Below are 25,299 nucleotides of genomic sequence, written 5' to 3' on the forward strand. Positions count from 1 at the left end.
CAACCAACCAACCGCGAGCCCCCTCGAAGGCGGTCTCGCATCAAGGAGACTTGCCATGAAAGCCATGACCTACCGCCAGTATGGTGGCCCCGAAGTCGTCACCCTCAGCGACGTCAACAAGCCCACGCCCAAGCCGGACGAAGTCCTGATCCGCATTCTCGCCACCACCGTCACGTCTGGTGACCACCGGGCCCGCAGCCTCAACATGCCAGCCGGCTTTCGCCTGATCGGCCGCCTCGTCTTCGGTCTCACGCGGCCGCGGCAGCCGATACTGGGGACGGAACTGGCGGGTATCGTCGAAGCTGTTGGTGCCGAGGTGGTGAACTTCAACCCGGGCGACGAAGTCATCGCCTTCACCGGCGGCGCCTACGGCAGCCATGCCGAATATCGGACGGTGCCAGAGGCGGGCACGATTGCACTCAAGCCGGGGAACCTCTCCTTTGAAGAGGCCGCCTCGCTCTCCTTTGGCAGTATGACTGCCCTGCCGTTCCTGCGCGACAAGGCGCGGATCAAGGCCGGAGACAAAGTTCTCGTCGTTGGCGCCTCCGGGGCGGTGGGCACGGCCGCCGTTCAGATCGCACGGCACTTTGGTGCCGAGGTCACGGGTGTCACAAGCACCTCGAATGTGGAGCTGGCGGCCGGTCTCGGTGCGCAACGGGTCCTCGACTACACCAAGACCGACTTCGCCACGACCGGCGACACCTGGGACATCATCGTCGACACCACCGGGACGGTGTCCTTCGCCCGCTGTGACACGTCGCTGCGGCCCGGCGGCCGTCTCGTCGCCATCCAGGGGTCATTCGCGCAAACGCTGGGCATCGGCAAGCCGTCGAAGGCGAGCGGCAAAGCGGTCATTGCCGGCTACGTGCCGGCAAGGCCTGAAGATCTTCGCTACATCGTCCGTCTGGCGTCGAACGGCGAACTGAAGCCAGTGGTTGATCGCATCTACCGGCTGGAGGACGCAGCAGAGGCCCACGCCTACGTGGATACCGGCCGCAAGCGCGGCAGTGTGGTCCTGACTGTGGGGGACAGGCAGTGGGAGACGACGGCCAAGTGGCGGGCCAGGACCTCAAAGGATGTGCCGCCACGCCTCGTACCCGTGGCCCTGCGCTGACCACACCTAGCCCTTGCGCAACCTCAGCAGGAGACTTTCGATGCATTACGATGTCGTCATCGTTGGCGGAAGCTTTGCCGGTTTGGCTGCCGCACTCTACCTCGGCCGGGCGCACCGATCGGTGTGCGTTCTGGACACGTCACAACCGCGCAACCGCTTCGCCGAGGCGTCCCATGGCTTCTTTGCTCACGATGGAGCTGATCCAGGAACACTGCTCGCCACGATGCGAAAGCAGATATCAGCCTACCCGAAGGTCCAGTTCATCAACGAGGCCGCTATCGATGCGGCCAAAGATGGCGGCGGATTTCAGGTTAGCCTATCCGGTGGGTCAACAATCACAGGAGCTCGACTGCTGCTGGCATTCGGGATCTCCGACATTCTGCCGACTATCCCAGGTCTGCCAGAACGTTGGGGAAAGTCGGTGCTCCACTGCCCCTATTGCCATGGATACGAGGTCAGTGGTCGGCGCCTCGGTGTTTTGAGTGTCTCGTCGGCATCCTTGCAGCAAGCCCTGCTAGTGTCGGACTGGGGTCCAACCACCTATTACCTGAACGGTGAGGATATCGACGAACCTGGCCTCGGTCAGCTGAACCGGCGTGGGATCGCCATTGAGCGCGGGCGGGTCGCCGGACTGGAGGGGATGGGGCAGGCGCTGTCTGCCATCCGGCTTTCTGGCGGTGACACTCAACCCCTCGATGCACTGTTCATCAGTCCACGCAACCGCCTCAACAGCACGCTCGCCGACAAGCTAGACTGCGACGTCCAGAGCGGCCCCCTTGGTCAAGTCATCACGGTCGACGACTGGCAGATGACGTCAGTCGAAGGTGTCTTTGCCGCCGGCGACATCTCTCGCTCCATGCACAACATCACTTTTGCCTGCGCGGATGGCGTGATGGCAGCGATGGCAATGCATCGGTCACTGGTGATGGAAAAGTGAGCAGACGGACATGAATGGCCACTTCTGGCGCGGAGCCGACATCCGGCAGCAACCGCCTATTGGAGGATTGCTTTCCACGAACTGCCTAGCGCAGCCACATACCGCAAACTGGTTGAGTTCGAAGGGTTTGACCCGAACGTGATGGTAGATTGTTATTCTCTAGCAGCCATTTAGCGAGATTGTGTCGGAAATTCCTTCGACATATCCGAGGGTTAGGAAGCCGAACTCCACCGCCAGTTCGAATCCCTCCCCCCCCGCCACTAAATCATTGATATTGCTGGTGTTTTTTGTCTCTCGAGGGTGCCTCGGCTAACCCTCGGGAAGGTCGCGTCTATTCGCCGTGGCCATCACGCGAACCCAACTGGAGACGGCCAATTTTGAGGCCGAGTTCGCGATGCATTTGAGCAATTCTCTAATGGGCAAATGGGCACTTGGCATTGGTGCGCTTAATTCCACCACCGGTTCGTTGGCGGACTACATGCTCGGCGGCAGTCAGCTTGAGGGGCCGCTTCTGGCCCAAAGCGGCCCCCTAGTGAATCGCATTCCTCGCCAGATATGAGGCGCAACCGACCGCGGCTAAAGAGCCGCCTGCGATAATCACCGCCATCGGGACTGGGGTGCCGTTGGCCATGAAGCCGATCAATGCGCTGCCCATCATTCCACCGCCATACTGCGCGCAACCAAGCAGTGCCGACGCTGCCCCGGTACCCTCCGTAACCGAGGAAAGTCCACCAGCGATGGCGTTGGCGCCGACGAGACCGTTCATGGCGACGAAGACGAAGAGCAGGGCACCGAAACCGAATATGCCGCCCCATCCTGTCAAGGTTTCGACGATGAGGAAAAGCCCTGCACCTGCGCCGATGATGGTCCCCACCAAGACCATGCGGGTGGAGCCAAACCGCCCGACGATCCTGCGGTTGAGAGCGTTAGCCAGCATGATGCCGACGATGCCGCTGGCGAACACGAACCCATATGCCTGAGGACTGAGTCCGAAGTAGCTGATGAAGACGAAGGACGAGCCGGCGACGTAAGCAAAAATGCCTGCGGCGCTGAAGCCTAGAATCCCGGCATGCGCCATGAGCTGCCAGTTGCGCAGGTGGACGAGGTAGACCGAGAAGGATTGTAGAAGGGATTGCTGCGCCCGCTGCCCCACCGCCAAGGTCTCGTCGGTGCGGAAGACCCCCAGCGCCGTGGCAAACCCCACCATGACCAATAGCCAGAAGATCATCTGCCACGAGGACAGCGTTAGGATCTGCGCCCCGAGGCTCGGGCCGATCATGGGCGCGATTCCCATAATCATCATCAGAGTTGAGAGCTTGCGCGCCGCCTCGTCGCGATGGAACAGGTCTCGTACCATCGCGCGAGCCAGCACCACTGCCGCGCTGGCCCCGAGCGCCTGCACGATACGCCAGACAATGAGCTGCGTGGCATCGCTGGAGAGTGCGCATCCTGCCGCTCCGAGGACGAATATCCCGACCCCTAGCAGCAGCGGGAGTTTGCGGCCCAACCGGTCGCTAAGGGGCCCCCAGAACAACTGCCCGATCGCAAAGCCAAGCAGATAACCGGAGACCGTAAGTTCGAGCGTGCCCTGCGCCGCTCCGAGGCTGCGCCCCATGGTCGGCAGCGCAGGAAGGTAGAGGTCGGTCGAAATCGACGCAAAGCCGAGTAGCAGGCTGAGCAATAACGTCAGCCGTAGGCCGTGTGTTCGGAGCGGCAAGGCGGGTGGAGCGACAGCGTCCGACATAGCCTAACGATCGATCCTGGCCTGGTTCACCGCAGAATAGCGGTCGCCCTTGATGGCAATGCCGGAAACAGAGGCCTCGATCTCTGCTAGGTCTTTGGCGGAGAGTTCGACCAAGGCAGCGCCGATGTTTTCCTCGAGCCTGTGCAGCTTTGTGGTGCCCGGGATCGGCACGATCCAAGGCTTCTGCGCCAGCACCCAGGCGAGCGCCAGTTGTGCGGGGCTGATGAGCTTTTCGGCTGCGATGCGGCGGACCGTCTCAACCATCACCTGGTTGGCGGCGCGGTTCTCGGGGTCAAAGCGCGGTACGGAGTTGCGGAAGTCCTTGGGCGAGAACGTAGTGGCCTGATCGATCGTGCCGGTAAGCCAGCCTTTGCCGAGCGGGCTGAAGGGCACGAAGCCGATGCAGAGCTCGTCGAGCACTGGCAGGATCTGATCTTCGGGCTCGCGCCACATCAGAGAATATTCGCTTTGTAGCGCCGTGACCTGCAGTACGGCATTGGCGCGGCGGATATTGGCGATACCAGCTTCAGACATGCCGAAATGCTTCACCTTGCCTTCGGCGATCAGGTCCTTGACCGTGCCGGCGACGTCTTCGATGGGCGTATTGCGGTCGATGCGATGCTGGTACAGCAGATCGATACGGTCGGTCCGGAGCCGACGCAGCGAGCCTTCGACGGCGTGGCGGATACGCTCGGGACGACTGTCGGGCACGCCACTCCCGTCGATGTCGAAGCCGAACTTGGTGGCGATGACCACCTGGTCTCGGATTGGGGCCAGCGCTTCGCCAACCACTTCCTCGTTCTTGTAGGGACCATAGACTTCGGCGGTGTCGAAGAAGGTGATGCCACGCTCGAAGGCGTCACGGATCAGCTTGACGCCGTCGGCGGTGGGCAGCGGCTCGCCATAGGACTGGCTAATGCCCATACAGCCAAAGCCGATGGCGGAGACTTCGAGGCCGGCAGTGCCGAGCATGCGGGTTTTCATGGTCATGACTCCGGGATAATGCGGCTGAAGGTTTCTAGGGTGACGTTGGCAGGTTCCGGTCCGCCACGTACGCCGGTCTCAAGAGCATCGAGAGCGGCGATTTCGTCGACGGTCAGACTGAAATCGAAAACGTTGAAGTTCTCGGCGATGCGGGAGGGCTTGACCGATTTTGGGATCACTTGCCGACCCTCCTCGACATGCCAGCGCAACATCACTTGGGCGGGCGATTTGCCATGAGCCTTGCCGATAGCAACGATTGTCGGATCTTCGAGCGTACTGCGGCCATTGCCGCGGTAGAAGGTTATGCCGCCAATGGGCGACCAGGCCTGGGTGACGATGCCGTGCGCCTTGCAATGGTCCTGTACGGCGCGCTGCTGGAAATACGGATGCACTTCGATCTGGTTGACCGAGGGGACGATGTCGGTTTCCGCGAGGAGCTGTTCGAGGTGATCGACCATGAAATTGCTGACCCCGATGGCGCGCACCCGTCCGCCAGCGAGCAACTTTTCGAGCGCACGGTAGGCGCCGAGCGTTTTCTCAAAGGCCGAGGGCAGCGCCTGATGCAGGACGAGGAGGTCGATCTGCTCGACCCCGAGCTTGCGCGCACTCTTGTCAAAGCTATGCAGCGTCTCGTCATAGCCGAAATCGTTGATCCAGATCTTAGTCTCGACGAAGACGTCGCTGCGCCGAAGCCCAGAAGCGGTGAGCGCCTCGCCCACTTGCCGCTCGTTGCCATAGAGGGCGGCTGTATCGATGTGCCGATAACCGACGCGGAGCGCTTCTGAAACGGCGCTCACGGTCTCTGCGGGTGGGGTTTGAAATACACCGAAGCCGATAGCAGGCAAGTCGACGCCATTGTTAAGTGTGATGTTCGGTATGGCTGTCATGCAGGTCTCCATTCGGCGGCGTCGCTTTGGGGACCGCGACCGTCGCTGGTCAAGGAATAGGTCATCGCCGAATGTGCGATAATGGAGTATGATCGACATAGTCTTATGAGGATTTCGCATGAATAACCGGGTGGATACCCGTGACCTTGTGGCCTTTCTGGCTGTGGCGCGGGAAAGGAGTTTCACCCGGGCGGCGGCCGGACTTGGCGTGTCGCAATCAGCGCTGAGCCATACGATCCGTCTGATGGAGCAGCGGCTCGGCGTTCGACTGCTAGAGCGCACGACCCGGAGTGTCTCGCCGACCCATGCCGGACAGAAGCTGCTGGACACGGTGGGTCCACGGATGGATGAGATCGCCGACGCTGTTGCCGCGCTCGCCAGCTTTCGGGATACACCCGCCGGGAGCATCCGCATCAATGCAGCGGACCATGCGCTCCGCACGGTGCTATGGCCAAAGATCGACGATTTCGCCAGGCGCTATCCTGATATCAACGTCGAGGTCGATTCCGAGAACGGGCTAATCGATATCGTCGAGCAGGGATATGATGCGGGAGTACGACTGGGCGAGCAGGTCGCGCGGGACATGATCGCCACACGCATCGCTCCGGACTGGAGCATGGCGGTGGTCTGTGCTCCGGCCTATCTCGCTGGCCGCCAGGTGCCCAATACGCCGGACGATCTGACAGGCCATAACTGCATCAATCTGCGGCTCGTTACCAAGGGCAGCTTTTATGCCTGGGAGTTCGAAAAAGCCGGCCGGCGGCTGAACGTGAGGGTCGACGGGCAATTAAAGTTCAACAGCTCTACCCATGCCCTGACGGCCGCCTTGGCCGGACATGGTCTCGCCTGCGTACCGGCCGACATGGCCGCCGCCCACTTTGCAACAGGAGAACTGGTCCAGGTGCTCGCCGACTGGATGCCGACGTTCGAGGGCTATCACCTCTACTATCCGAGCCGGCAGCACTCAGCGGCGTTCCAGTTGTTTGTCGATGCCGTCCGCTATCGAGCCGATTGAACGACCGCATTTGGCGCTTTCGCACTCTCACCCGAGGCGCAGGTTTGCTGGTGGCCCATAGTCGAGGTCAGAACTCTTCGAAACAGTCATAATTCCGCTGCGAGACGATTCTTTCATCTTTGAAGTCAAAAGCGATGCTGCTGTGAGCGATCATCTGGTCGCCTGGCGCGAGTTTCCCCACCGGAATGGCTAGCTCTCCCTTCCAAAGGACCTCGACCATGACAAAGTCTGAGGTTTCGGCGAAGCGCTGCACTTCATAGGTTTGGCTCGACAATATCCTCTGGCCCCTCGCAAAGTCCGCTACGAGCTGGCCTACAAGCCTCCTGTCCCCCTTCGACTTCAGCCTGTTTGGCCATTCGATCTGCAGCGCGTCATGCCAATAGCAGGCCAAAACTGCGTCCAGATCGCCCTGCTCGATTCCACGGAAGTAGGCACGTACAACGTCAATCAACTGGGTCACTGTCACAATCCTCTAGACTAGAACATCGTTCTAGTTCAGATAGAACGGCGTTCTAGGGGATGTCAATGGAAAATCGACGACAGGAAATTCTGGACGGCGCTCTCGAGGTTTTCCTTCAGCGCGGTTTCGATGGCGCGACCATGGCAGCAATCCGCGAGCGCAGTGGTGCCTCAACCGGGAGCATCTACCACTTCTTCAACGGCAAGGCGGAGATGGCGGCCGCTCTATTGGAAAAGGCGACGCTCGAATGGTCGCTGCGTTCTCGGGACGTCGAACTGGGTGAAGATGCTGAACGATCAATCAAGGCCTCAGTTGCCGGCTTCCTTATTTGGGGGCAGGAGAACCCTCGGCTCTTTGCCTTTATGGACGATCTGCTTGCTCGCTCGCGCGTGACAGAAGACTTCGGGCCTGTAGCTGACATGCTCAATTCAGGTCGCCGGGCAGCAGGAGACGCTTATGCGCGGTGGGTCAGCGCAAAGCTCGTTCAGGACCTACCCTGGGATGTTGCGTACGCGCTTATTATGGGGCCAGCATATGCGATCCTTAGGAACAGCGCTGGCGGGCGAATTCCGGATGATAGCGTTGCCCAAATCGTGCGATCCGCTTGGCTGAGCGTCCGGCAGCAGTAGCGAAGAGATGATATAGACTTTGCTCTGCAGCCCCAACGAGAGCTGGAAGGCGTGATGGCTGTGCAGTTCGCGCGGTGAAACAGCCGAACTGATACAGGAGGGCGCAGTCAAAAGAGGCGAAGGGAGGTTGCATGCGTCCTGGGAACCGCAAGTGGCCCTTCGGTTTCGGCGGGCGGCACCTTCGCAGTTTTGGCGGGCCATTGGCGTCGACTTATCAAAGCATAAAGCCTGACTATGCGACCAATTCGACCCGATGCTTGGACACAATCGAACCTATCGCCCCGGACTGATCGCACGTCTGTTCAATGCAGGCAGTTGGAAGATCACGCTCTCTCGAAAGAGCTCGGACGTCATCAGGCTGGAAGATGGTGGCGATATCGAACTGCCGTGCCTCGGCGTGGTCGCCGTATCCTCGACGAAAGGACTCCTCTGGCACACGCTGGAGCTCCGATCGCATTCTCGCGTGGATCGGCTGTCCGGACTATCAGGTGACGCCGCGGCCAAGCTCGCCGCTGACCTGAAGCGGTTCGTGAATGACCATCTCTGCGAGCTCATCGTCTCGGACGGTGACAGACTCCGCGAGATAGATAACAGGCTGCATACCATCGTCGGCGCAAAGGCACAGTATCTGGCGCACGCAGATCTCAGCCGGGCCATCGCCAGCGTGCCGGGCAGGGCGGCTGCTGCCCTGTCGCATTCGATGCTCGATCCGGACCTTACCGCCTCCACGCTGAAGGCTGCGCTACCGGTGTCGTTCGACCTGCTGACGGATCCCCTAGTCCGCGATCGATACAACCGTGAATTCCTCAGCGCGGAGCTGGCGACGTTTCGCGCCTTTTTCGACGATCTCGATGGCCGCTCGTTGTCGGACCAGCAGCGCGAGGCCTGCATACGCCTTGAGGACAACAATCTGCTGGTTGCATCGGCAGGTTCTGGCAAGTCGGCCACCATGGTTGGCAAGGTGGCTTACGTTCTCGAGAAGAAGCTCTATCGGCCCGCTGAGATACTCGTCCTCGCTTTCAACAAGAGCGCAGCGGATGAGCTGAAGGCCCGCATCACGAAACAGATGAAGGTCGACGAGGAAGCGGTTGGCTGTCGAGTGACGACGTTTCATGCGCTGGGTCGCGGCATCATTCAGGAAATCGAGGGCAAGCCGCCGCAGTTGGCCAATTGGGTCGAGCACCCCGCCGGCGAGGCAAAGGCCATCGAGGAGATCATACAGGATCTCGCCAAGGCCGATTCCGAGTTTCAGCGGTTATGGATCGAGTTGCTGATCTTGCACCCGAAGGCGGACATTCCCCGGGAGGTCTTCGATTCCGACACGGACTACGAGCGCTACGTCAGCGAGCGGCGATCTAAGGGCAGGGCGTCGATCCGCGCCCTTGGCGACATCTATGTGAAGTCGCTGAAGGAGCAGTCGATCGCCAGCTGGTTGTGGCTGAACTCGGTGGAGTTCGAGTACGAGAAGCAGGTTGCGGTCGACGATGTAGACGACAGCGATGAAAGTGGCGCTGAGGACGAAGGAGACGATGAGGCCGACGCGGTGCGCCACGTCCACCCGGACTTCTACTATCCGGCCACCAACACGGTGCATGAGCACTTCGCCATAAACGCCGATGGTACCTCACCCTTCGCCAATTACGTCATGCATGCCGAGAGCAAGCGTAGCGTCTATCGCGAGGCCGAGATGGACTTCTTCGAGACAACCTCTGCACAGGCCACTGATGGCACACTGCTGACCGTTCTGAAGTCGGAGCTGGAGCGCCGGGAGATACCACTGATCCAGCGGTCGCCTGACGAGATCCAGAAGGCGCTCAACCCCCGGGTGGTCAAGCACTACCACCAGCTTATTGGGACCTGCATCAAGCACATCCGCTCCAGCCAGCTGACCCTCGACATGCTGTTCGAGCGCGCCAAGTCCCTCCACGACAAGGAGCGTGCCCGGATCTTTGCTCGGGTCATATGGTTGATCACCGAGGCCTATTCCAAGAAGCTGGCCGACGCTGGCCGGATCGATTTCGACTCGATGATTGGCGACGCCACCCGGCTTGTGGAAACACGGCAGTACGTCAGCCCGTACTCGCTCATCCTCGTGGACGAATTCCAGGACATCTCCGAGCCTCGTGCCAACCTCATCAAGGCGCTTCGACAGCAGAATCCTTTCGCCAAGGTGTTCGCGGTCGGTGACGACTGGCAGTCGATCTATCGCTTCGCTGGTTCCGACATCTCGATCTTTACCCGTTTCCACGAGAACTTCGGCACCAGCTGGCAGGGCAGGCTCGAGCAGACTTATCGCTGCAATCAGCTGATCGCCGATGTCGCCGCGAAGTTCGTCCAGCGCAATCCCGCACAGCTGAAGAAATCGGTGCGCTCAACAAGGCCGGCGATCTCGAAGTCCATCCGCGTCGTCCCCGTGAAGCCGGTGCGCGGCAAGGTCGACTACGGTCCGGCCTGCCGGCAGGTGCTCGAGCGCCTCGACGGCTTCCTCGGCGGCATTGCTGGCCAATGGCGAACCGACGCAAAGCCGAAGCTGAAGGCGTTGGTGCTGTGGCGCTATAACTACCTCGACCCGTTCGAGAGCCGAATACCCAAGTTCGAGCACCTCGAAGTAGAGGCTCTCTCATTCCATAGGGCCAAGGGCCTCGAGGCGGACTACACCATCCTGATCGATGTCAGCGAGGGCGACTACGGCGTGCCCAGCCGCATCGAGGACGACGAGCTGCTCCACCTGGTAATACCAGAGCCCGAGACCTTCCCCTATGCCGAGGAGCGGCGACTGTTCTACGTGGCGCTGACGCGTGCCAGCCGCGGCGTCTTCCTACTGACGAACGCGGATCAGCAGTCACGCTACATCGATGAGCTTGCCGACATTGCCGGCAAGGAGATCCGGTTCGAGGGCGTGGATGGTCAAGCTTTGCCGGCGTGTCCGAAGTGTTCCGCTGGCTATCTGGTGGAGCGGCGTTCGAAGAAGCGGGCGTCGTTCATGGGGTGCAGCCGATATCCAGAATGCAAGCACACCAGTGCACTGAACAGTTAGCCGTCGAGCGAACAATCCACTATAGTATCCGCAACTGCGGCCTTAGGCTGATACCATACCCCTACCCACAGCATGTCGCGGTTCCGCCTCAGGTCGGTCGGGCAAATTGTCTAGTCGGTCTCGAGAACCGGCTGACGGCTCTCGAACGAAAGCAGGGACAGGAACGACACCAAGTCGGCGATCTCGTCTCGATCCAGAGCGACCCCGGATACTACCTCGCCCGACCACGCCTTGAGCTGTTCGTAGAACTGCACCCGCTGCTCGCCCGTCATGGTTTCGGGAGAAAGGCCCGCCAGCGGATCGACATGCAGCAGGATGGCGTCCTCGAGCCTCTGCACCGAACCGGAATGGAAGTAGGGCGCTGTCTTGGTGACGTTCCAGAGCGGCGGGGTGCGGAAACGATACCGATCCTCTTCCCGAAGGGTGGAATTGTAGCGGCCGTAGTCGATGCCGAAGCCGTTCTTGCCGAAACCCAGCTGCGGTGTGGCGATGGCGTGGAACTCGAAGTCGGTGAAGTAGGGGCCGTTGTGGCAGGAGCTGCAGCGCCCCTTGCCGTAGAAGATCAGCCCACCTTTCTGCTCGCTCTCGGACATGGTCCCTTCGGCGAAGGCGAAGCGGTTGAGGGGGTTGTCCTGCAGCTGGAAGTTTGTGCGGATAAATGCAGCGATGCCCTCGGCGATATCGATGAACTCGAGATCCTCCACCGCCTTTCCGCGCGCCGCGGCCAGGGCAGGGCCGATGTCGGGCCGTGCCGCGATCCTATCGGCAAGAATGTCGTAGACCACGCCGGCTGCCTCGACGCTCTCGCCTTCGAGATGGTCGTTCTGTGCCAGGTCGGCGACCATCTCCCCCACCTCCACCGGCGGCAGATGCGCCGCGACCACCAGTGGATCGGTGGAGGGCTCCTGGCCGGCGAACTGGCTGTGGATCGTGCCCGACGACGCGTCGACCTTCCCGTCCCAGAAGAAGACGTCGAAACCCTTGCTGCCGCGACCCCAGAAGGGCAGCGTGTTGCGCGGGATGATGTCGCCGCCGCCCGCCAGGCGCTCCAGCCCTTCGCCGGCGCCACCGGTACCAATCGCGTTGGCGATGCCGTCACCCGAGCCGAACCGGTCGACGTGGCACGATGCGCAGGCGGTCTTACGATCGAGCGAGATGTCCTTGGTCTGGAACAGGAGCTTGCCCACCTTCACCAGATCCTCGGAGACGGCCACGTGGGTGTCTTGGAAGGGGAGCAGGCCGCCACGGACTATCGCCTGGCGCAGGACGTTGTCGCGCATTCCGTCTGCGAGGACCGCCAACGGGACCATGGCGGCGATGCCGACGATCACGGCGAGGTTAGTAGCGAATTTCATGGATGCGCACCACGTCGGCCAGGTTCTCGGCTCGTTGTTCGACGGCCACCAGGGCCATTTCGCTCAGGTCGTTCTCGGACAGCCCCCACTGGATCAGGCGCTTCCGCATCAGATCGTAGTCCTGGCAGCTGATCAGCCCGACCTCCATTGCCCTCAAGCCCTCGACATTGGCGGCGGACGGATCCTGATCGAGCCGCTGCTTGGCGATGAGGTGGTCGCGCATGGCGTAGTCGCAGCGATAGGTGAGGGTGGCATACTCCTCCTGGAACGCTGCGGTCACGCCGGCGCGCCATAGTGGGGTCGCCAGGATGGCGGTGGCGCCCCCGGCGACGAACATCGCGATGCCGAACAGGCTACTCCGCCACAATCTTGAGAGCATTCAGGACTTCCGGAGTGATGGTGCCCGTGACCTTGAGGTTCCAGTCGGCCTGCATGGTCGAGATCGCCGTTCGCGTCGCCGGGCCGACGACGCCGTCGATCACGCCGGAATAGTAGCCCCAGCTGTAGAGCGCCAACTGCACCTGCTTGGCGATCTCGACGAACTTGTCGGAATTGCCGGGCAGCGTCTTAAGCGCCGCATCGGGCGAGCTCGGAAGGATCGTGGCTGGGGCCGTGCTGTCGGACGCGGGCGGGGTGTAGAGCGGCGTCGCAGGCGTTGCCGGCGCCGTGTAGACCGGGGCGCGATAGACGGAGCCGCCCGAGGACGACCGATGGCTCGAGTGCGACGCATGGCTGGAATGGGAACGGTGACCGGCGAGCAGGTAGACGTGCTGAAGCTTGAACGCCTGGAACAGCGTGGTCTTGGCCAAGTCGGGCGCGGCGAAGTCTTCGGTCGGGATGGCGACCGCCGGCTGGGGCAGCAGGCCTGCGGCCGCGAGCGACGGTATCAGGAAACGCCTCAGTCTCATTGCGGCTCGAGCCTCGAATACGCCTGGTCGGTGTGCCATGCGAAGAACCCGCCGCATGACGAGCGAAGACTACACGTTTTGCAGTCTTCGAGAAACTTGTTCTTCCAGTCCGAAATCGTGGCCGGAGCCAATACACGGTAGGCTGGCGGCACCGTGCATAGGGGGAAGTTGTAGAGCAGCGTCGGTATCTCCGAAAGCCTGGCGATGTCTATCGCCGCGGCCACGGGCTCGAAATCGGCACTGCTGTCGAAGAAGAGCTCGTTCCATCGATTGCTGGCGTAGCCGATCCGCTCGAGCTGCATGATCGCCCATGGTGCGGCGAACGGCACGAACCTGGTGATGAAGTGCGCCAGGCGCGGAAGGACCGCCGCGTTCATGGTCGTCAGGACCGTCCGCAGTTCCACGTTGGCCGCGGCCTGGCATAGGACCGACAGTCCATCGAGCAGGGTTCTGAAGGCTCCGTCCTTGCCGACTATGTCGTCATGCAGGTCGGCATCAGCGGCATAGAGAGGGACGCCCCACTGCACCGTGCGGCCCGCGGACGAGGAAAGAAACGGGATGTCTTCCTTCGAAAAGTGCTGCGCGTTGGTGAGGACGTGGAAACGCAGATCCGCCCGGGCGGCATGCACCCGCTCCAGCAGACCAAAGAGCTCTCGCTTGTAGAGGGTGGGCTCGCCGCCCGAAAACCCCAGAACGGCGTTCTGAGGGGCAAGCAGCGCTGCCCGTTCGTAGTGGACGAAATTGTCGTGGTGCGTCTTCTTGGGGGGCTGCGAGCACATCACGCAGAGCTGGTCGCACCGTTCGGTGACGAGAAAGGTGTTGTGCCTCGACCCGGCGCGGATCAGACGCTGCATCGTGGACCGGGCTGGATCGAGCAGCACGATGTCGCCGAGAAAGGGGGTAGGGTCGCTCCCCGCTATGCGTGCCCGGGCACGCCCGTGCGATATCACCAAGGTGCTCTGGTCCGTCCGACGCAGCAATGCATCGTCCGGCGTCTCCCCCGTAGCGGACAGCCTGACGACGAAGGGCGCATCGGTGCCCCGGACCTCGGCGGCGAAGACCAGCGGTATCATGCCCAGACCTCGCGGAATGCTGAGGGCCAGCGGTCGACGCCGGTCCACTTGCTCAGCGAGTGCTGGACCTTCAGATCAGGGCTGATGATCATCTCGAACGCCTTGTCGAACAAGGCGATGTGGCGCCGGCAGAAGTAGGTCTGGTGCCTCGGCAGGTCGATCCTGCCGTACCTGGAGATGTCGTCGATCAGGTCGACGCCGCAGAACGGCTGGTAGGCGCAGTGCTGGCAATCGGGGTCCAGGTCGTTGAAAGAGGCCGCGTTGAGCTGGTCGACCATCGAGTAGTCCAGTCCGTCGCGTACATTGCCGATGGACAGATCGATCTGGCCGACGCGGGACATCATCCGGGCCTCGTCGGTCGGGTAGAAAGCGCCGTCGTAGTCGACGACGACGTAGTTGGTGCCTACAGGATTGGGGTTCCGGATGTCGACGTGGCCATTGGCGCCCCGACCGAGAATTCGCCTGAGCAGGTGGCTGAAGTAGTACTCCTCGAGGACCTCGTCCCGGCCGTAGTTCAGCTCGACGAGCCGATCGATGAATGCGCCATGCAAGGCGTTCCATGCCTTCAGCTCGCCCTCTGCCTCCGGCCGGCGGCGAGCGAAGCCCTGGCGATTGATCGGACGCAGGTAGATCGACCGGATGCCGAAGCGGCCGTAGGTGGACAGAAGCTCTTCCAGGTCGGGCGGGCTGGTTGGGTCGATGGTAGGAAGCGCAGACACCCGTCCGGCTCCGAACCTGCCCACGAACTTCTCGAGGTTGCCCAAGAATGCCGCCGTGGCCGCCTCGCTGCCGGTGCGCTGTCGCGTATGGGTGCCGACGTCGCCGTCTATCGAGGTGCTGAGCTGGGTGTCATCGGTATCGAAGAAGGCCCAAATGGCTTCGTCGACGACCTGGAAGTTCGAGCAGACCACGAACCGGGATTGCTTGAACCGACGCCGGCAGAAGTCGCGCACGGCGTTCAGGAGGTCCAGCCGGAGCAGGGGTTCGCCACCCTGGAATTCGATCTGAACGCGCTCCGTCTCCAGGCCATCCAGGAATCTGAGAACCGCTGAGAGCGTCTTATCGTCCCAATCGTAGCCGGTGGCTTTCTCGGCTGCCCGCGATACCTGGCAGTAGGAGCACGACAGGTTGCATCGCAGCGTAGGGACCAGGATCACGTAGTCGATCGAGCGGTTCGCCGCCGTGCGACGTACGCTCCAGCGGTAGGCATGGGACGTGAAGGACAGGTCGCCCGTCTTTTCGAAAGCCAGACCGCTTGCGAGGAGGAACCCCCGGTCCTCTTCGGTCAGGCGTGCCGAGGCGTAGCGATCGACGAAATGGTGGGACGCCCGGAACCAGGCGCCTGCCTCGTTCGACATCACCACGGCGTCGCCGACGTCACGGAATCGCAGCGGCCAGGTGTGCATCAGGCCACCATCGTCTTGAGCAGCAGTTCCCTGAGCGGCGCGCCCTCGGACCGTATGCGCTCGCGATAGAGCGCGTAGGTGATCTCCCGCCTCGCTTCGCCCGCATCCTCGGCCCGCACCAAACTCACCACGATCGCTTCCGGCTTGGCCGCACTGATGGTCCACGACGGGTGGAGGTAGCCCAAACGCATTGTCGCAGCCCCAACGTGGGCCCGGAATTCAGCGGGAACTTCGACTTCCATTTCCATCGCGTGGCACTCCAAAAAGCGTGGTCAGCCTATCGATTCGAATTGAGCGCTGCTACCAGCCCTCAAATGCGCGCCACATGTGCCCTCTGCTAGAAGCGAACCGAGGCACCATTCCTATTTGTCTCTGGGATTGCCGACGAATGGCGCGAATGGTGGCCCCCCTTGTGCCGCCTTCCGCGACCAACGCATTATCTCGGTAAGCTAAGAGACAATTGAAGCTGCTGGATCGCCATCGGTTCTAAGTTGATCGCAGCTAACGACCATCGTCACAGCTCAAAGATTCGCAGAGACGAGCTACTTACGTTATACTTACATAAATTTTGGGCGCAGCGTCGCATATGGAAATGGATCTGTTGACCGAAGGGGAAGCCACCGGCGCCGTGCCGGTCCAGCCGGCACCGACTTCCGCTGACCCCAGCTCGCGTTATCGCGATACGCTGCGGCTGCTTTTCATCATGGTGGCGGGGTCCGAGGCCGCAGAGCCTCCAACCGAGGAGGTCGCGAAGATATTCCGCGCCGAGAAGAGACTGATGGCGATGGACTTCTTGGTTCGCTATCCGGACTATCTTGCCGATGCGTTGCTCGACATCCTGGACGCGGAGCCCGACCCCGATCTCCTCGAGCGGATTCAGAGTATATTTCAATCGGATGAGCCTTCGGTACGGTTGGTAAAGATGGTGCGCTGGAAGCGAGGGGCGTACGAGAACATTGAGGACGCCTTGTCGCTGCTCAGTTATTACGGCTTGGTCCAGCCCATGCAGTTGAAGGCCGAGGACGGCAAGATCCGGAGATATGAGTACCTCATAGCCAAGAAGGCGAGCGTTTTCCTGGACCAATGCGTTACCGAACACCCGGAACTCGGGTGGTACCGTGACCGCATGCAACTTGTCATGCGCGTTGCCGCCGGCAAGAGCGGTTCGGCGTTGAAGGAATGGCAATACGAACACCCGTCCTACAGCAATACACTGCATGGCGACCTGATCCCCAGTATCCGCGCTCATGTCGAGCAGCGTCTCGCCAAGTATTTGGAGGCGTGAAGTGGCAAAAGAGCGCGTAATCCCGTCGACCGAGAAGGCGTGGCTGGAGGCGATAGCCGAGGACTCCGGTGCACCTTTGGACGCGGTCAAGTCGACATTATTGAAGTATGGTGTTCGCGCCCAGAGCACTCCTCCGCGCGCTAAGAAGTTGCGCTTCAGCAGCATCCGATTCTCGGGGGTTAGGGCAGAGTCCGATCGGGACGGGCCCTTTTCGCGGGAATGGAAAGACTTGGGCCCAGGCCTATGGGCCGCGATGTCCGATCGCAACCTGCGAGGGAAATCGTCGATCTTGAACCTGCTCTACGCCGCCCTTCGCGGCGAGTTTCCGGGGCGCGTCAAGTCAGACGTCTGGAAGTGGCTGGATGCGGTCGAAGTCACCTTCACCATTGACGGCGTGTTGCATCGCACGGAGCTCAGCAAGCCAGCAGGCGAGGAGAACCCCGCGAGAAGCACTGCAAGAATAAGTCGGTCCGAAGACGGCGACGGTTGGGTCACATTGTACGAAGGAGAAGGCGGTGAAGGCCTGAAATCCGAGATGGATAGGCTTATGATGGAGGAGCTCGATTTTCCCATCATCTACGCGCATAACAAGAACACTGGGGGCCATCAGCATGGATGGCCGGCGATCTCTTCGTCGCTGTTCATGTCCAGCTCTAGTGAAGCGAAGTCGCTCTTCGGAGACATTTATCTGGATGCTCTACCGCTAAGGCTGCTTCAGCTGTTCATCGGGCTTCCCTGGGTGTCGACCTACAGCGCCGCCCTGACGGCATCGAAGCAGTTGGAGCAGGGCAGGGTGACGTCGTCCGGGAAGACCGGAGTTGATGCTGCCCTGACCCAGAGGCTGGAAAACATCGAGACCAAGCTCAAGGCCGCTCGAAGTGCAACCAGCCAGCCAGAACGTCGCTCGGGCCTCAGATCACAGCTCGATCAGCTAGACGATCAGATCATGGCGGCCCGCAAGGACCTGGGGGACGCGCGTTCCTCATTGGCGCAGGCTGAGACATCCATGAAGATGGTCTCCGAGAATTTTGACGAAGTCAGACGACGCATCAAGCGCTTGGAGGATGAGCAGTCTGCCGGATACTCCTTCCGAAAACTCAGCCCGTCCTGCTGCCCTGCCTGCGAAGCGTCCTTCAAGACAACGCCCGTGGCGCTCGAGGTCGTAGACGCCAATTCCTGTGCCCTGTGCAAGAACGAACTGCCGCCCGCTTCAGACGACGAGGATGACGAACGCATCAATGCTGCCAAGGAAGAGGCTGAGGCACTGGAAACCTCGCTCAAGGTCGCGAGAGCCCTATTCAAGGCGGCTGAGAAGGCTGCCGGAGAGAGAGCAAGGACGCTAAAAGCGCTCCTGGACAGCGTCGCTGCAGTCCAGAGCGAGCTTTCGGTCCGCATCCCAGATCCCGAGGTTGAGGTGGTGCAGCTCGAAGCACAGGCCGCGCAACTGAAGGACTTGATCAGTAGTCTTGGTCAAGACGACGTTGAAGACGCCGTTTCCTCGGAAGAGGTGGAAATCCTCCGAGCCGCGACTGACGTCAGCAAGATACTGATGACCGCAAAACAGGCTGACATTCTCACGGAACTGACCGATTCAGTGATGGCAATGGCACGCAAGTTCGGCATGTCCAATGTGACGTCGATGCACTTGGACAATGGCGGTAAGCTGAAGGTGCACCAAGGCGGTGCTGACGACTATTTCAGCAACCTGACCATGGGCGAGCGGCTACGAATCAAGATAGCCGTCTCGCTGGCAGCCGTTGAGGTTGCGAAGCGGCGAGGTCATGGTCGCCACCCCGGATTACTGGTCATCGACTCCCCTGCCTCTGAGGAGGTCGTGGATACCGACTTCGAGCAGATGCTGGACAGCGTATCATCGGTGGTGTCGGAAATGGCAGACGTTCAGGTCATCATCGGCACCACCGCACGACCTTCCGTACTAGGCGTTGTGCCTCGCGACCATCGACTGCACGCTACGGGGGACGACTACCTCTTCTGAGCCCGACGATGGAAGCTCTCATCGACATATTGCGTGGCGATCCCAGTTCGCCGGCCGATCCGTCCGCGTTACCAGGCGAACTGATGCTGAAGGCGGTCCGGTCGCTCCCGGAAGGTGGACCACGGGCAGAAGGTTTTTGCTGGCTTTCCCAATGGATTGCGAGTGCCGAGGTCCAGCACGTGCTCCTCGATATGCTTACTTGGCCTGACGATGCGCCGGCCTTAGCCGGAATGGTCGACTGCCTCGAGATGATGGACGTCCCCAACGCCTTCAAGCGACCGGCCTGGGATCGACTGAAGGTTCGATTCGAAAATCGGGACGAGCATTACTGGGGCAGGGCGCAGGCTCTAAGAGGCGCCATGTTGGTAGCGCAGGGCACCCCGGTCCTTGTGAAGATGCTTCAGGCTGCCCTTCTCGACGTGCATCTAGATGATGACGCCGAATACCTACGTTACGTTGCCAAGGTGTCGGGCGCCGTTCTTCGTCAATATCCCGACCCGGACTTCCGGCATCTCCTGGCTCAGTTGGCAGAACTGGATCGCGCCGCCGACGAAGCCTCTTTGGAATTGGGCCTTGATGACCTCAAGAGTGCGTTGGCGGCACCCAGTCGCGATGGAGTGCAAAATGCACTTTCGTCAGCGCATAGGTGGTTCACAAAGGCGTTGGAAACCAGCGAGCAACGACCTGACGCCAATCTCTACGCACTGTGCACGTCTATCCTTATCGACGTGCAGAATCACGGCCTCAGCGCGGACCTGCCGTCGCGTTTGCCAGATCTGAGCAGGGCCGCTCTTGAGTACACCGCGTTCGCTTATACTCGCCACTCTGCCAGGTCCTGGCTGGCAGTATCCGAAACCGAACGGTTCCACTGGATATCGCTGTCGGCCAAGCTCACTTCGCTGACTCGATCATTCACGAAGGAAGTGTGGCTGAACGCGGCACTGGTTATCGAAGACGAACTTTTGGCCATTTTCTATCCGAGTCGCGAAGTGTTCGGCCTGGAGGGAGCAGCAGCATTCGACGAATTGGCTCAGGGCGCCGTCATCGAAAGCCTCCAGAAGCAACGCTACTATCTCCAAGCCATCGACCAGTGGCTTGCCGACAACCAGGCTCACGGCAAGGCCGCTCCGGTAGCGGCGCTTCGCGCGACCGTCCGAACGTCGATGGAGGCCTCGCTTTACCGCCGCCCTTTTGACCTCTCGACCATTGGCCAGTTGGTCGAGGTTCTGGTCCAAGCTGGCTTCACCGATGCAGAGGCTAAGATGGGCGTAGCCGAATTGCATGCCGGCGCCGACCGCAACAGCCGAGTTGCAGATCTCTGGCAATCCATCACGGCCGAATTCAAAGGGCATCCGGACTGCGATGGGGGCACGCGAGGTCGCACACTTATGGAAATCATGGTGCTGCAATTGCTCCGGTTCTTGGAGGCTCGAGCGAACGTCGGCGTGAGCACCGAGCCGGCAACGGAATACTTGTTCCGACGTGGCAAAGATCTGCCCGTGGAGCACGACCTGCAGCTGGATTTCCTGAAGTTTCTGCAGACGGGAGCCAGTCCATCGTTCCGAGCTGAAGAACGCGACAAGGGCGGCGGCCGTGCGGACATCTCCGTGGAATATCAGGGCGGTCAAAGCGTCGTCGAAGTGAAAAAGGACGATGACGTCCGCGACAATGCCTCGCTCGCTAAGCGGTACGCCGGTCAGGCGACCGGATATCTCACTACGGGACTTCGGTATGGGTTCCTGCTGGTCTTAGACCTAACGGACCGCCATGGGCATCAGCGCCATATCACTGAGCAGATCAGCGTTGAACGAAAGATCCCCCAGACCTCGGCGACCGAGTACAGCATCGTCGTAGCCACTGTCCAAGCCCGCAGAAAGACGCCGCACGATCTTAGGTGACCTTCTGGGGGCAGGTTCGGGATGGGAGCCTCAGTGCCAAATTGGAATATGGCCAGTGTCAAATTGGATTGCGAGGGACACGGTAGGCGCCCCGGTCGCGCCGGCCGCCTGATTCGCATAATATGCGATATGGAGCGCTTCTTCGCGAGGCTTGGCTAAGTGGTAGCTGCAACTCAGACCCACTCTAGTACTCGACTCTCGCCAGTTGCTCGCTCCAAACCGCCGACAAACGACCGCCCCAAATCAACCGATTGGCTGTCAGCGCTGGCGGCTGCGTACCGCAGAGGATGCTCTCAACAATCTCCGGCGACAGAAACGCGAGCGGCAGCACCTGGCCGACGTAGCTGTCGGTGAAGCCCTCCGCCGCGCAAATCTCCGCCATGGACGGGACCTCGCCTGACTTGAGCCGCTCCGCCCAGTCCCAGGCCCGGACCACGGCCGTGACCAATGAGCGGTCAACGGCTCCTCCGCCGCCGGAATTCGGCAGGATCAGTTTCATCTGTCGCCCACGCCGCGCAGCTCGATACGGCACGGTGACGGAGAAGCCCTCGTCAGCCTCAGGTTCATTAGTTGGCCAAAGCGTTGTCGATGTCGCAATTCCAAGAACATTCCGGAGGCCTCTGATTGAGAAGCTGAGCACCAAGCGGTCGTGACCAACCGTCACCCTGCGAAGGACCTGGCGTACCTTTGTCATCAGCTCCCCGTCGATGCGACCGGCCAGTGCATTTTGCAGTACGCTGGCAGCTCGCACTGCTGCAGGTGCCTCGACCGAACTCGCGACTTCGAGGTGAGCGAGCAGGGCTCGGTGATCGGCCAGAATGCCCCTGAGGCCGGTGATGACCGCCATCTCTATCTCGGTCGCGGGGATCCGGACCGCTGGAAGATTGCTATCGCCCTCGCCGCTCTGATCCTCGACATAGTACCGATAGCGTTTCGCACCTTTGTTGGCGCCGCTTGCGATGAACCGCGCTCCCGCCTGCGTGTGGAGCGAGCCCTCAAGAAGGTGGACCTTCGGAGCAATGCGGCGGCGACGGCTCCGAGAGCCTTGGGTGTTCTCGGCAAGCTGTGCCTGCACCTTGTCCCAGGTTGACTTCTCGATGATGGCGGTGTGTTGCCCGCGGTGCGAGATCGCCTTGTGCGGAACCCGCCCGATGTAGATGGGACTGGACAAGAGCTTGTAGAGATGGCCGCGGGTCAAGGGTCGATTGCCGTAGTGGTTGCCCTTAGTCGAGTATCGAGCCGCGGTTCGAATACCTTCCCGTTCCAGACGTTCGAGCAGGGCAGGGACGTTGCCCTCCTCCAGGTACAGGGCGAATATCCGGTTGATGGTCGCTGCGTCTGCCTCGTTGATCACCAGTTGCCGGCCGATGACGTCGTAACCCATGGGTGGCACACCACCCATCCACATCCCCTTCTTCTTTGATGCTGCGATCTTGTCCCGGATCCGCTCGCCGGTGATCTCACGCTCGAACTGAGCGAAGGACAACAGCACATTCAGCATCAGTCGACCCATGGAGGTGGTGGTGTTGAACTGCTGGGTGACTGAGACGAAGGACACGCCGCGTTTGTCCAGCGTTTCTGCCAGTCTGGCGAAGTCGGTGAGGGATCGGGTCAGCCGGTCGATCTTGTAAACGACGATGATGTCGATGCGTCCATCGTCCACCAGCTGGATCAGTTGCTTGAGCGCCGGGCGCTCCATATTGCCACCAGAAAAGCCGCCGTCATCGAAGCGTTCTGGCAGGAGCCGCCAACCTTCGTGCTCCTGGGATCTCACATAGGCCTCGCAGGCCTCGCGTTGGGCCTCCAGCGAGTTAAAGTCCTGTTCCAGACCCTCTTCCGATGACTTGCGGGTGTAGATGGCGCAGCGAAACGTCGTCTTGTCGGCCATCAGGTTGCCTTCATATCGTGAATGGCAGGGCGTCGGGGCGCCGGCGCCATTGTGCCTTCGGCCCGAACCCGATCCTTTGCCGTACCAGTGAGCCCGAAGAACTTCGGGCCTGACCATTTTGTACCGGTGATGGCGACTGCGACGGCCGATAGAGTGCGGTAGGTACCCCCCCGCCACGTGTAGCCATCGGAAGCGACATCGACGACCTCAGTGGTGCCGTTCCATTCGCGCATGAGCTGTGTGCCCGGAGAGAGCAGAGTCCGTTCCGCGGGCCAATGGGGTGCTGCAGCAAGTGTGCCGTCCGACCCGACTTGTTTCGATGCTCTTTCAGCGCCCAGTTCGGCGGCGAGCTTTCGCAGGTGCCGAACGGTTTGGGGCTTGAGGCCACCGAACGCCTTCTCCTGCAGGCGATAGGAAATGCCGAGCCGCAGTAGACCGGCCCTGATGCGGGACGGTGGCTCCTTCCCATAGACTTCAAGCCACCTCACCTGCAGCGCTTTGGTGTCGAGGCCGTCGAGGGCGACAATCTCGCGCTCGACCTCTTCTCTCGTTGGCCGCTTCATTCGGGCGCCTCGTCTGTCGCAATGCGATAGACTCGTCCTCGACCCTCGACCGTCTCAGACGTGACTTCGAGACCGCGCTTCTTTTTGAGGTTGCCACTGATCGCGCCGCGCACCGAGTGGGCCTGCCACCCTGTCGCGGTCATCAACTCCGCGATGGTCGCTCCGTCGCTCGTGCGAAGCGCATTGATCAAGGCATCGAGCTTACTGCCTGGCTTGGGCGCGCTCTCCTGGGCGGGTGCGGCTGTTCCTAGAGCGCCGCCGAGGCGCCCGGTGGTCGCCGTTTCATGCGTCTCGTCGACCAGCCGAGAATTGTCACTCTCATGCTTCACATGCTCGTTGGGGTCGATTCCCATCTGCTCCAGACCCGACGCCGAGATGACCAGAGTTGTTCGTCCTAACTCCGCGGTGTCTCGCCACAGCATCTCATCAGGCATAATTGGGCGCTCCGTGATGAGCCCTCGGGTAAGGAGGCTTTTCAGGATGACGCCTAGTGTTCCGCGGTTATCTCCAAGTGACTTCGGCGTTGGCAGGACCAGGCCGCTGTCGCGGGCTCCTGCGGCCGCGAGGATGACGCGTTGGGCATCGGTAAGGTTTGGTTTGGGCATATGCCCCTCCTTCAGTCAGGAGCCCAACGCTGATCGTTGGGCTTGCACTGACTGAAGCCCGGAGTGGAACCGGGCTGGCCTGGGTCGTGGAGTCCGAAGTCCGCGACGAACAGCAATGCTTGCTATGGAGGCGGAGTCCAGTCGGTTCTCTGACTGCTAAGCATTCTAGCTCCAGGTGCGGCCGAAAGTTGCCGACTTTACTTGGCAATGGGGCTAGCCTCAGGCATTGCGCACTGCTGGTGGATAGGTCACCCACTACCGCCCCTGCGTGGTAAAAATGGATGTACTATGCGCCATCGCTTGTTTTTGCAGATGCCCGATTTAGATGCACCAAGCACCAGTCCGCATCTGCGGCCTGGCGCTCCGATCCAGTTGAGAGGCGATTTTCAACCCTTTGATGTTAATAATCTATTAGGAGATTTGTATCGCGTCTGACAGGTCCCTGTAAGATTTGGGGAGCAGCTTTCGCGTGAGGCAGTAGCCTCCCATTCCGAAAAGGACCCAAGAAATGAGTATCTCAAGCATAGCCTCTTCGCCCCCACAAATACTCACGGCTGCTCCGAAGACAAGCGCCCCTGTCAACGATCACGATGCAGATGATCTGCCGGGGGCAGTTGCCACTGCTGCTCCGAAAGCAGCACCGCCTGCTGGCACCGGGCTTGCCATCGACAAAATGGCGTAGCGGACTTGCAAAAACGACGGCTGGCGCGAGCGGCGAGGGACTAACATTTTGCTGCGCCGGCTGTCCACTCTCCGCCTGATGAGGCGGCAAATTTTACAGAACTGTAAGGTGCCATACAGGTCTCAGTGATCGAATGCAGGCAACTTCCGAAGGCGCTGGGTTGACATTTTGTAGGCCCTCGCTTTGGAGCACCCAAAAATGAACAGACTGCTTCTGGCTGTTGCCATGGCTGTAATGCTGCCCGCAGGCGCTTCCACCATGTTAGCAACGCCTTCTTTCGCCGCCGTTGTGGTGACTGAGCTGGGCGACATGTCCAACTTCCAGACCATAGTTGCTGACACGATCGACATCGCAACAACCGGCGATCTGACCGCCGCGGAAAAGCGCATAACCGATTTCGAAGCGGCCTGGGATGCCGCCGCTGCGGCCTTACGACCGCTCAGCACTGACAAGTGGACGTTCATCGATCACGCTGCCGATGCCGCAATCGAGGCGCTTCGGAGTTCGCCGCCAGATCCTGCTACGGTGACACCGGCGCTGCAGGCGCTGCTGGCAGCCCTTGAAAGTCCGGGCGGAACAGCTGCAGCTATGCCGGCCGACGCTGCCCTCCCATTTGCAATCACCAATGCCGATGGCAGCCCAGTCCCCTGCGAGGTGACGCTGAAGGAGTTGCGCACAGTGCTGGACGCGACGTCACCCCCTGCGGCTGACAAGGCGAAAGTCGACGAGCTCCAGAACAAGGGTATCGAGCGCTGTAACGCTGACGATGACAAACGTGCCGATGGGTTCTTCTCCCAGGCGCTTGCCATTCTTGGCCACTGATCACCAGCAGG

The 25,299-nt window shown here is 60.9% G+C and carries 22 protein-coding genes; 9 read left to right on the top strand and 13 right to left on the bottom strand.

What is annotated here, in order from left to right:
- The first annotated feature begins 55 nt into the window (after positions 1 to 55).
- Entirely contained in the window at positions 56 to 1,114 is a 1,059-nt protein-coding gene (locus ACO06J_RS18280) for an NAD(P)-dependent alcohol dehydrogenase (RefSeq protein WP_421762143.1), read from the top strand.
- Positions 1,115 to 1,154: 40 nt separating this feature from the next.
- The gene (locus ACO06J_RS18285) at positions 1,155 to 2,051 is read left to right on the top strand and encodes an NAD(P)/FAD-dependent oxidoreductase (protein WP_421762144.1); all 897 of its coding nucleotides are present in this window, start codon (positions 1,155 to 1,157) and stop codon (positions 2,049 to 2,051) included.
- Between the two features lie 529 nt (positions 2,052 to 2,580).
- On the opposite strand, the gene ACO06J_RS18290 is transcribed toward ACO06J_RS18285, so the two are convergent.
- Genes ACO06J_RS18290 through ACO06J_RS18300 form a run of 3 tightly spaced genes read right to left on the bottom strand, consistent with a single transcriptional unit; the run spans position 2,581 to position 5,666 of the window.
- The gene (locus ACO06J_RS18290; protein ID WP_421762145.1) at positions 2,581 to 3,795 is read right to left on the bottom strand and encodes a multidrug effflux MFS transporter; all 1,215 of its coding nucleotides are present in this window, start codon (positions 3,793 to 3,795) and stop codon (positions 2,581 to 2,583) included.
- A 3-nt stretch (positions 3,796 to 3,798) separates the two neighbouring features.
- On the bottom strand, positions 3,799 to 4,779 hold the full coding sequence (locus tag ACO06J_RS18295; protein ID WP_421762543.1) for an aldo/keto reductase: 981 nt from the start codon (positions 4,777 to 4,779) through the stop codon (positions 3,799 to 3,801).
- 2 nt (positions 4,780 to 4,781) lie between these two features.
- Positions 4,782 to 5,666 carry an aldo/keto reductase gene (locus tag ACO06J_RS18300; protein ID WP_421762146.1) on the bottom strand — a complete coding sequence of 295 codons (885 nt, stop codon included), beginning with the start codon at positions 5,664 to 5,666 and terminating at the stop codon, positions 4,782 to 4,784.
- Between the two features lie 118 nt (positions 5,667 to 5,784).
- On the opposite strand from ACO06J_RS18300, the gene ACO06J_RS18305 reads away from it, so the two are divergent.
- The gene (locus ACO06J_RS18305) at positions 5,785 to 6,681 is read left to right on the top strand and encodes a LysR family transcriptional regulator (protein ID WP_421762147.1); all 897 of its coding nucleotides are present in this window, start codon (positions 5,785 to 5,787) and stop codon (positions 6,679 to 6,681) included.
- Positions 6,682 to 6,748: 67 nt separating this feature from the next.
- Here the strand turns inward: ACO06J_RS18305 and ACO06J_RS18310 are convergent, their stop codons facing one another.
- The gene (locus tag ACO06J_RS18310; RefSeq protein ID WP_421762148.1) at positions 6,749 to 7,141 is read right to left on the bottom strand and encodes a nuclear transport factor 2 family protein; all 393 of its coding nucleotides are present in this window, start codon (positions 7,139 to 7,141) and stop codon (positions 6,749 to 6,751) included.
- Between the two features lie 65 nt (positions 7,142 to 7,206).
- Here ACO06J_RS18310 and ACO06J_RS18315 point away from each other — a divergent pair, with 65 nt between their 5' ends.
- Positions 7,207 to 7,770, top strand: a complete 564-nt coding sequence (locus ACO06J_RS18315) for a TetR/AcrR family transcriptional regulator (RefSeq protein ID WP_421762149.1) — start codon at positions 7,207 to 7,209, stop codon at positions 7,768 to 7,770.
- A 253-nt stretch (positions 7,771 to 8,023) separates the two neighbouring features.
- Positions 8,024 to 10,807, top strand: a complete 2,784-nt coding sequence (locus ACO06J_RS18320; RefSeq protein ID WP_421762150.1) for a UvrD-helicase domain-containing protein — start codon at positions 8,024 to 8,026, stop codon at positions 10,805 to 10,807.
- Between the two features lie 110 nt (positions 10,808 to 10,917).
- Here the strand turns inward: ACO06J_RS18320 and ACO06J_RS18325 are convergent, their stop codons facing one another.
- Genes ACO06J_RS18325 through ACO06J_RS18350 form a run of 6 tightly spaced genes read right to left on the bottom strand, consistent with a single transcriptional unit; the run spans position 10,918 to position 15,740 of the window.
- The gene (locus ACO06J_RS18325) at positions 10,918 to 12,162 is read right to left on the bottom strand and encodes a His-Xaa-Ser system-associated MauG-like protein (protein ID WP_421762151.1); all 1,245 of its coding nucleotides are present in this window, start codon (positions 12,160 to 12,162) and stop codon (positions 10,918 to 10,920) included.
- Complete coding sequence (locus ACO06J_RS18330; protein ID WP_421762152.1) at positions 12,146 to 12,529, bottom strand: TIGR03982 family His-Xaa-Ser system protein; 384 nt, start codon at positions 12,527 to 12,529, stop codon at positions 12,146 to 12,148. The genes ACO06J_RS18325 and ACO06J_RS18330 overlap by 17 nt, the downstream gene beginning before the upstream one ends.
- Positions 12,516 to 13,070: a His-Xaa-Ser repeat protein HxsA gene (gene hxsA, locus ACO06J_RS18335; protein ID WP_421762153.1), complete on the bottom strand. Its 555-nt coding sequence runs from the start codon at positions 13,068 to 13,070 to the stop codon at positions 12,516 to 12,518. The genes ACO06J_RS18330 and hxsA overlap by 14 nt, the downstream gene beginning before the upstream one ends.
- Positions 13,067 to 14,143: a His-Xaa-Ser system radical SAM maturase HxsC gene (hxsC, locus tag ACO06J_RS18340; RefSeq protein ID WP_421762154.1), complete on the bottom strand. Its 1,077-nt coding sequence runs from the start codon at positions 14,141 to 14,143 to the stop codon at positions 13,067 to 13,069. Before hxsC ends, hxsA begins: the two co-directional genes overlap by 4 nt.
- Entirely contained in the window at positions 14,140 to 15,549 is a 1,410-nt protein-coding gene (hxsB, locus tag ACO06J_RS18345) for a His-Xaa-Ser system radical SAM maturase HxsB (RefSeq protein WP_421762155.1), read from the bottom strand. Before hxsB ends, hxsC begins: the two co-directional genes overlap by 4 nt.
- Positions 15,549 to 15,740, bottom strand: coding sequence for a hypothetical protein (locus ACO06J_RS18350; RefSeq protein ID WP_421762156.1), 192 nt, complete (start codon positions 15,738 to 15,740; stop codon positions 15,549 to 15,551). Before ACO06J_RS18350 ends, hxsB begins: the two co-directional genes overlap by 1 nt.
- A 401-nt stretch (positions 15,741 to 16,141) precedes the next feature.
- On the opposite strand from ACO06J_RS18350, the gene ACO06J_RS18355 reads away from it, so the two are divergent.
- From ACO06J_RS18355 to ACO06J_RS18365, 3 genes are all read left to right on the top strand, one after another.
- On the top strand, positions 16,142 to 16,834 hold the full coding sequence (locus ACO06J_RS18355) for a hypothetical protein (protein WP_421762157.1): 693 nt from the start codon (positions 16,142 to 16,144) through the stop codon (positions 16,832 to 16,834).
- A 253-nt stretch (positions 16,835 to 17,087) separates the two neighbouring features.
- Complete coding sequence (locus ACO06J_RS18360) at positions 17,088 to 18,830, top strand: ATP-binding protein (RefSeq protein WP_421762158.1); 1,743 nt, start codon at positions 17,088 to 17,090, stop codon at positions 18,828 to 18,830.
- A gap of 8 nt (positions 18,831 to 18,838) precedes the next feature.
- Positions 18,839 to 20,728, top strand: a complete 1,890-nt coding sequence (locus tag ACO06J_RS18365) for a hypothetical protein (RefSeq protein ID WP_421762159.1) — start codon at positions 18,839 to 18,841, stop codon at positions 20,726 to 20,728.
- A gap of 184 nt (positions 20,729 to 20,912) precedes the next feature.
- Here ACO06J_RS18365 and ACO06J_RS18370 read toward each other — a convergent pair whose 3' ends face one another.
- The 3 genes from ACO06J_RS18370 to ACO06J_RS18380 are packed head-to-tail and all read right to left on the bottom strand — an operon-like array spanning position 20,913 to position 23,784.
- Entirely contained in the window at positions 20,913 to 22,616 is a 1,704-nt protein-coding gene (locus ACO06J_RS18370) for a recombinase family protein (protein ID WP_421762160.1), read from the bottom strand.
- Positions 22,616 to 23,179 (bottom strand): DUF2924 domain-containing protein, encoded by a 564-nt coding sequence (locus ACO06J_RS18375; RefSeq protein ID WP_421762161.1) that lies wholly within the window; start codon positions 23,177 to 23,179, stop codon positions 22,616 to 22,618. Before ACO06J_RS18375 ends, ACO06J_RS18370 begins: the two co-directional genes overlap by 1 nt.
- Positions 23,176 to 23,784 carry a DUF3489 domain-containing protein gene (locus tag ACO06J_RS18380; protein ID WP_421762162.1) on the bottom strand — a complete coding sequence of 203 codons (609 nt, stop codon included), beginning with the start codon at positions 23,782 to 23,784 and terminating at the stop codon, positions 23,176 to 23,178. Before ACO06J_RS18380 ends, ACO06J_RS18375 begins: the two co-directional genes overlap by 4 nt.
- A gap of 880 nt (positions 23,785 to 24,664) precedes the next feature.
- Between ACO06J_RS18380 and ACO06J_RS18385 the strand changes: the two genes are divergently transcribed.
- Positions 24,665 to 25,288 carry a hypothetical protein gene (locus ACO06J_RS18385; RefSeq protein ID WP_421762163.1) on the top strand — a complete coding sequence of 208 codons (624 nt, stop codon included), beginning with the start codon at positions 24,665 to 24,667 and terminating at the stop codon, positions 25,286 to 25,288.
- The last annotated feature ends 11 nt before the right edge of the window (positions 25,289 to 25,299 follow it).

It is taken from the genome of Devosia sp. (assembly GCF_965229025.1).
Taxonomy (GTDB): Bacteria; Pseudomonadota; Alphaproteobacteria; order Rhizobiales; family Devosiaceae; genus Devosia_A.

What these genes read in the sequence shown, in the direction of transcription:
- ACO06J_RS18280 (WP_421762143.1), top strand. Translation starts at nt 56, where the DNA reads ATGAAAGCCATGACCTACCGCCAGTATGGTGGCCCCGAAGTCGTCACC.
- ACO06J_RS18285 (WP_421762144.1), top strand. Translation starts at nt 1,155, where the DNA reads ATGCATTACGATGTCGTCATCGTTGGCGGAAGCTTTGCCGGTTTGGCT.
- ACO06J_RS18290 (WP_421762145.1), bottom strand. Translation starts at nt 3,795, where the DNA reads ATGTCGGACGCTGTCGCTCCACCCGCCTTGCCGCTCCGAACACACGGC.
- ACO06J_RS18295 (WP_421762543.1), bottom strand. Translation starts at nt 4,779, where the DNA reads ATGAAAACCCGCATGCTCGGCACTGCCGGCCTCGAAGTCTCCGCCATC.
- ACO06J_RS18300 (WP_421762146.1), bottom strand. Translation starts at nt 5,666, where the DNA reads ATGACAGCCATACCGAACATCACACTTAACAATGGCGTCGACTTGCCT.
- ACO06J_RS18305 (WP_421762147.1), top strand. Translation starts at nt 5,785, where the DNA reads ATGAATAACCGGGTGGATACCCGTGACCTTGTGGCCTTTCTGGCTGTG.
- ACO06J_RS18315 (WP_421762149.1), top strand. Translation starts at nt 7,207, where the DNA reads ATGGAAAATCGACGACAGGAAATTCTGGACGGCGCTCTCGAGGTTTTC.
- ACO06J_RS18320 (WP_421762150.1), top strand. Translation starts at nt 8,024, where the DNA reads ATGCTTGGACACAATCGAACCTATCGCCCCGGACTGATCGCACGTCTG.
- ACO06J_RS18325 (WP_421762151.1), bottom strand. Translation starts at nt 12,162, where the DNA reads ATGAAATTCGCTACTAACCTCGCCGTGATCGTCGGCATCGCCGCCATG.
- hxsA (WP_421762153.1), bottom strand. Translation starts at nt 13,070, where the DNA reads ATGAGACTGAGGCGTTTCCTGATACCGTCGCTCGCGGCCGCAGGCCTG.
- hxsC (WP_421762154.1), bottom strand. Translation starts at nt 14,143, where the DNA reads ATGATACCGCTGGTCTTCGCCGCCGAGGTCCGGGGCACCGATGCGCCC.
- hxsB (WP_421762155.1), bottom strand. Translation starts at nt 15,549, where the DNA reads ATGCACACCTGGCCGCTGCGATTCCGTGACGTCGGCGACGCCGTGGTG.
- ACO06J_RS18350 (WP_421762156.1), bottom strand. Translation starts at nt 15,740, where the DNA reads ATGCGTTTGGGCTACCTCCACCCGTCGTGGACCATCAGTGCGGCCAAG.
- ACO06J_RS18355 (WP_421762157.1), top strand. Translation starts at nt 16,142, where the DNA reads ATGGATCTGTTGACCGAAGGGGAAGCCACCGGCGCCGTGCCGGTCCAG.
- ACO06J_RS18360 (WP_421762158.1), top strand. Translation starts at nt 17,088, where the DNA reads ATGTCCGATCGCAACCTGCGAGGGAAATCGTCGATCTTGAACCTGCTC.
- ACO06J_RS18365 (WP_421762159.1), top strand. Translation starts at nt 18,839, where the DNA reads ATGGAAGCTCTCATCGACATATTGCGTGGCGATCCCAGTTCGCCGGCC.
- ACO06J_RS18370 (WP_421762160.1), bottom strand. Translation starts at nt 22,616, where the DNA reads ATGGCCGACAAGACGACGTTTCGCTGCGCCATCTACACCCGCAAGTCA.
- ACO06J_RS18375 (WP_421762161.1), bottom strand. Translation starts at nt 23,179, where the DNA reads ATGAAGCGGCCAACGAGAGAAGAGGTCGAGCGCGAGATTGTCGCCCTC.
- ACO06J_RS18380 (WP_421762162.1), bottom strand. Translation starts at nt 23,784, where the DNA reads ATGCCCAAACCAAACCTTACCGATGCCCAACGCGTCATCCTCGCGGCC.
- ACO06J_RS18385 (WP_421762163.1), top strand. Translation starts at nt 24,665, where the DNA reads ATGAACAGACTGCTTCTGGCTGTTGCCATGGCTGTAATGCTGCCCGCA.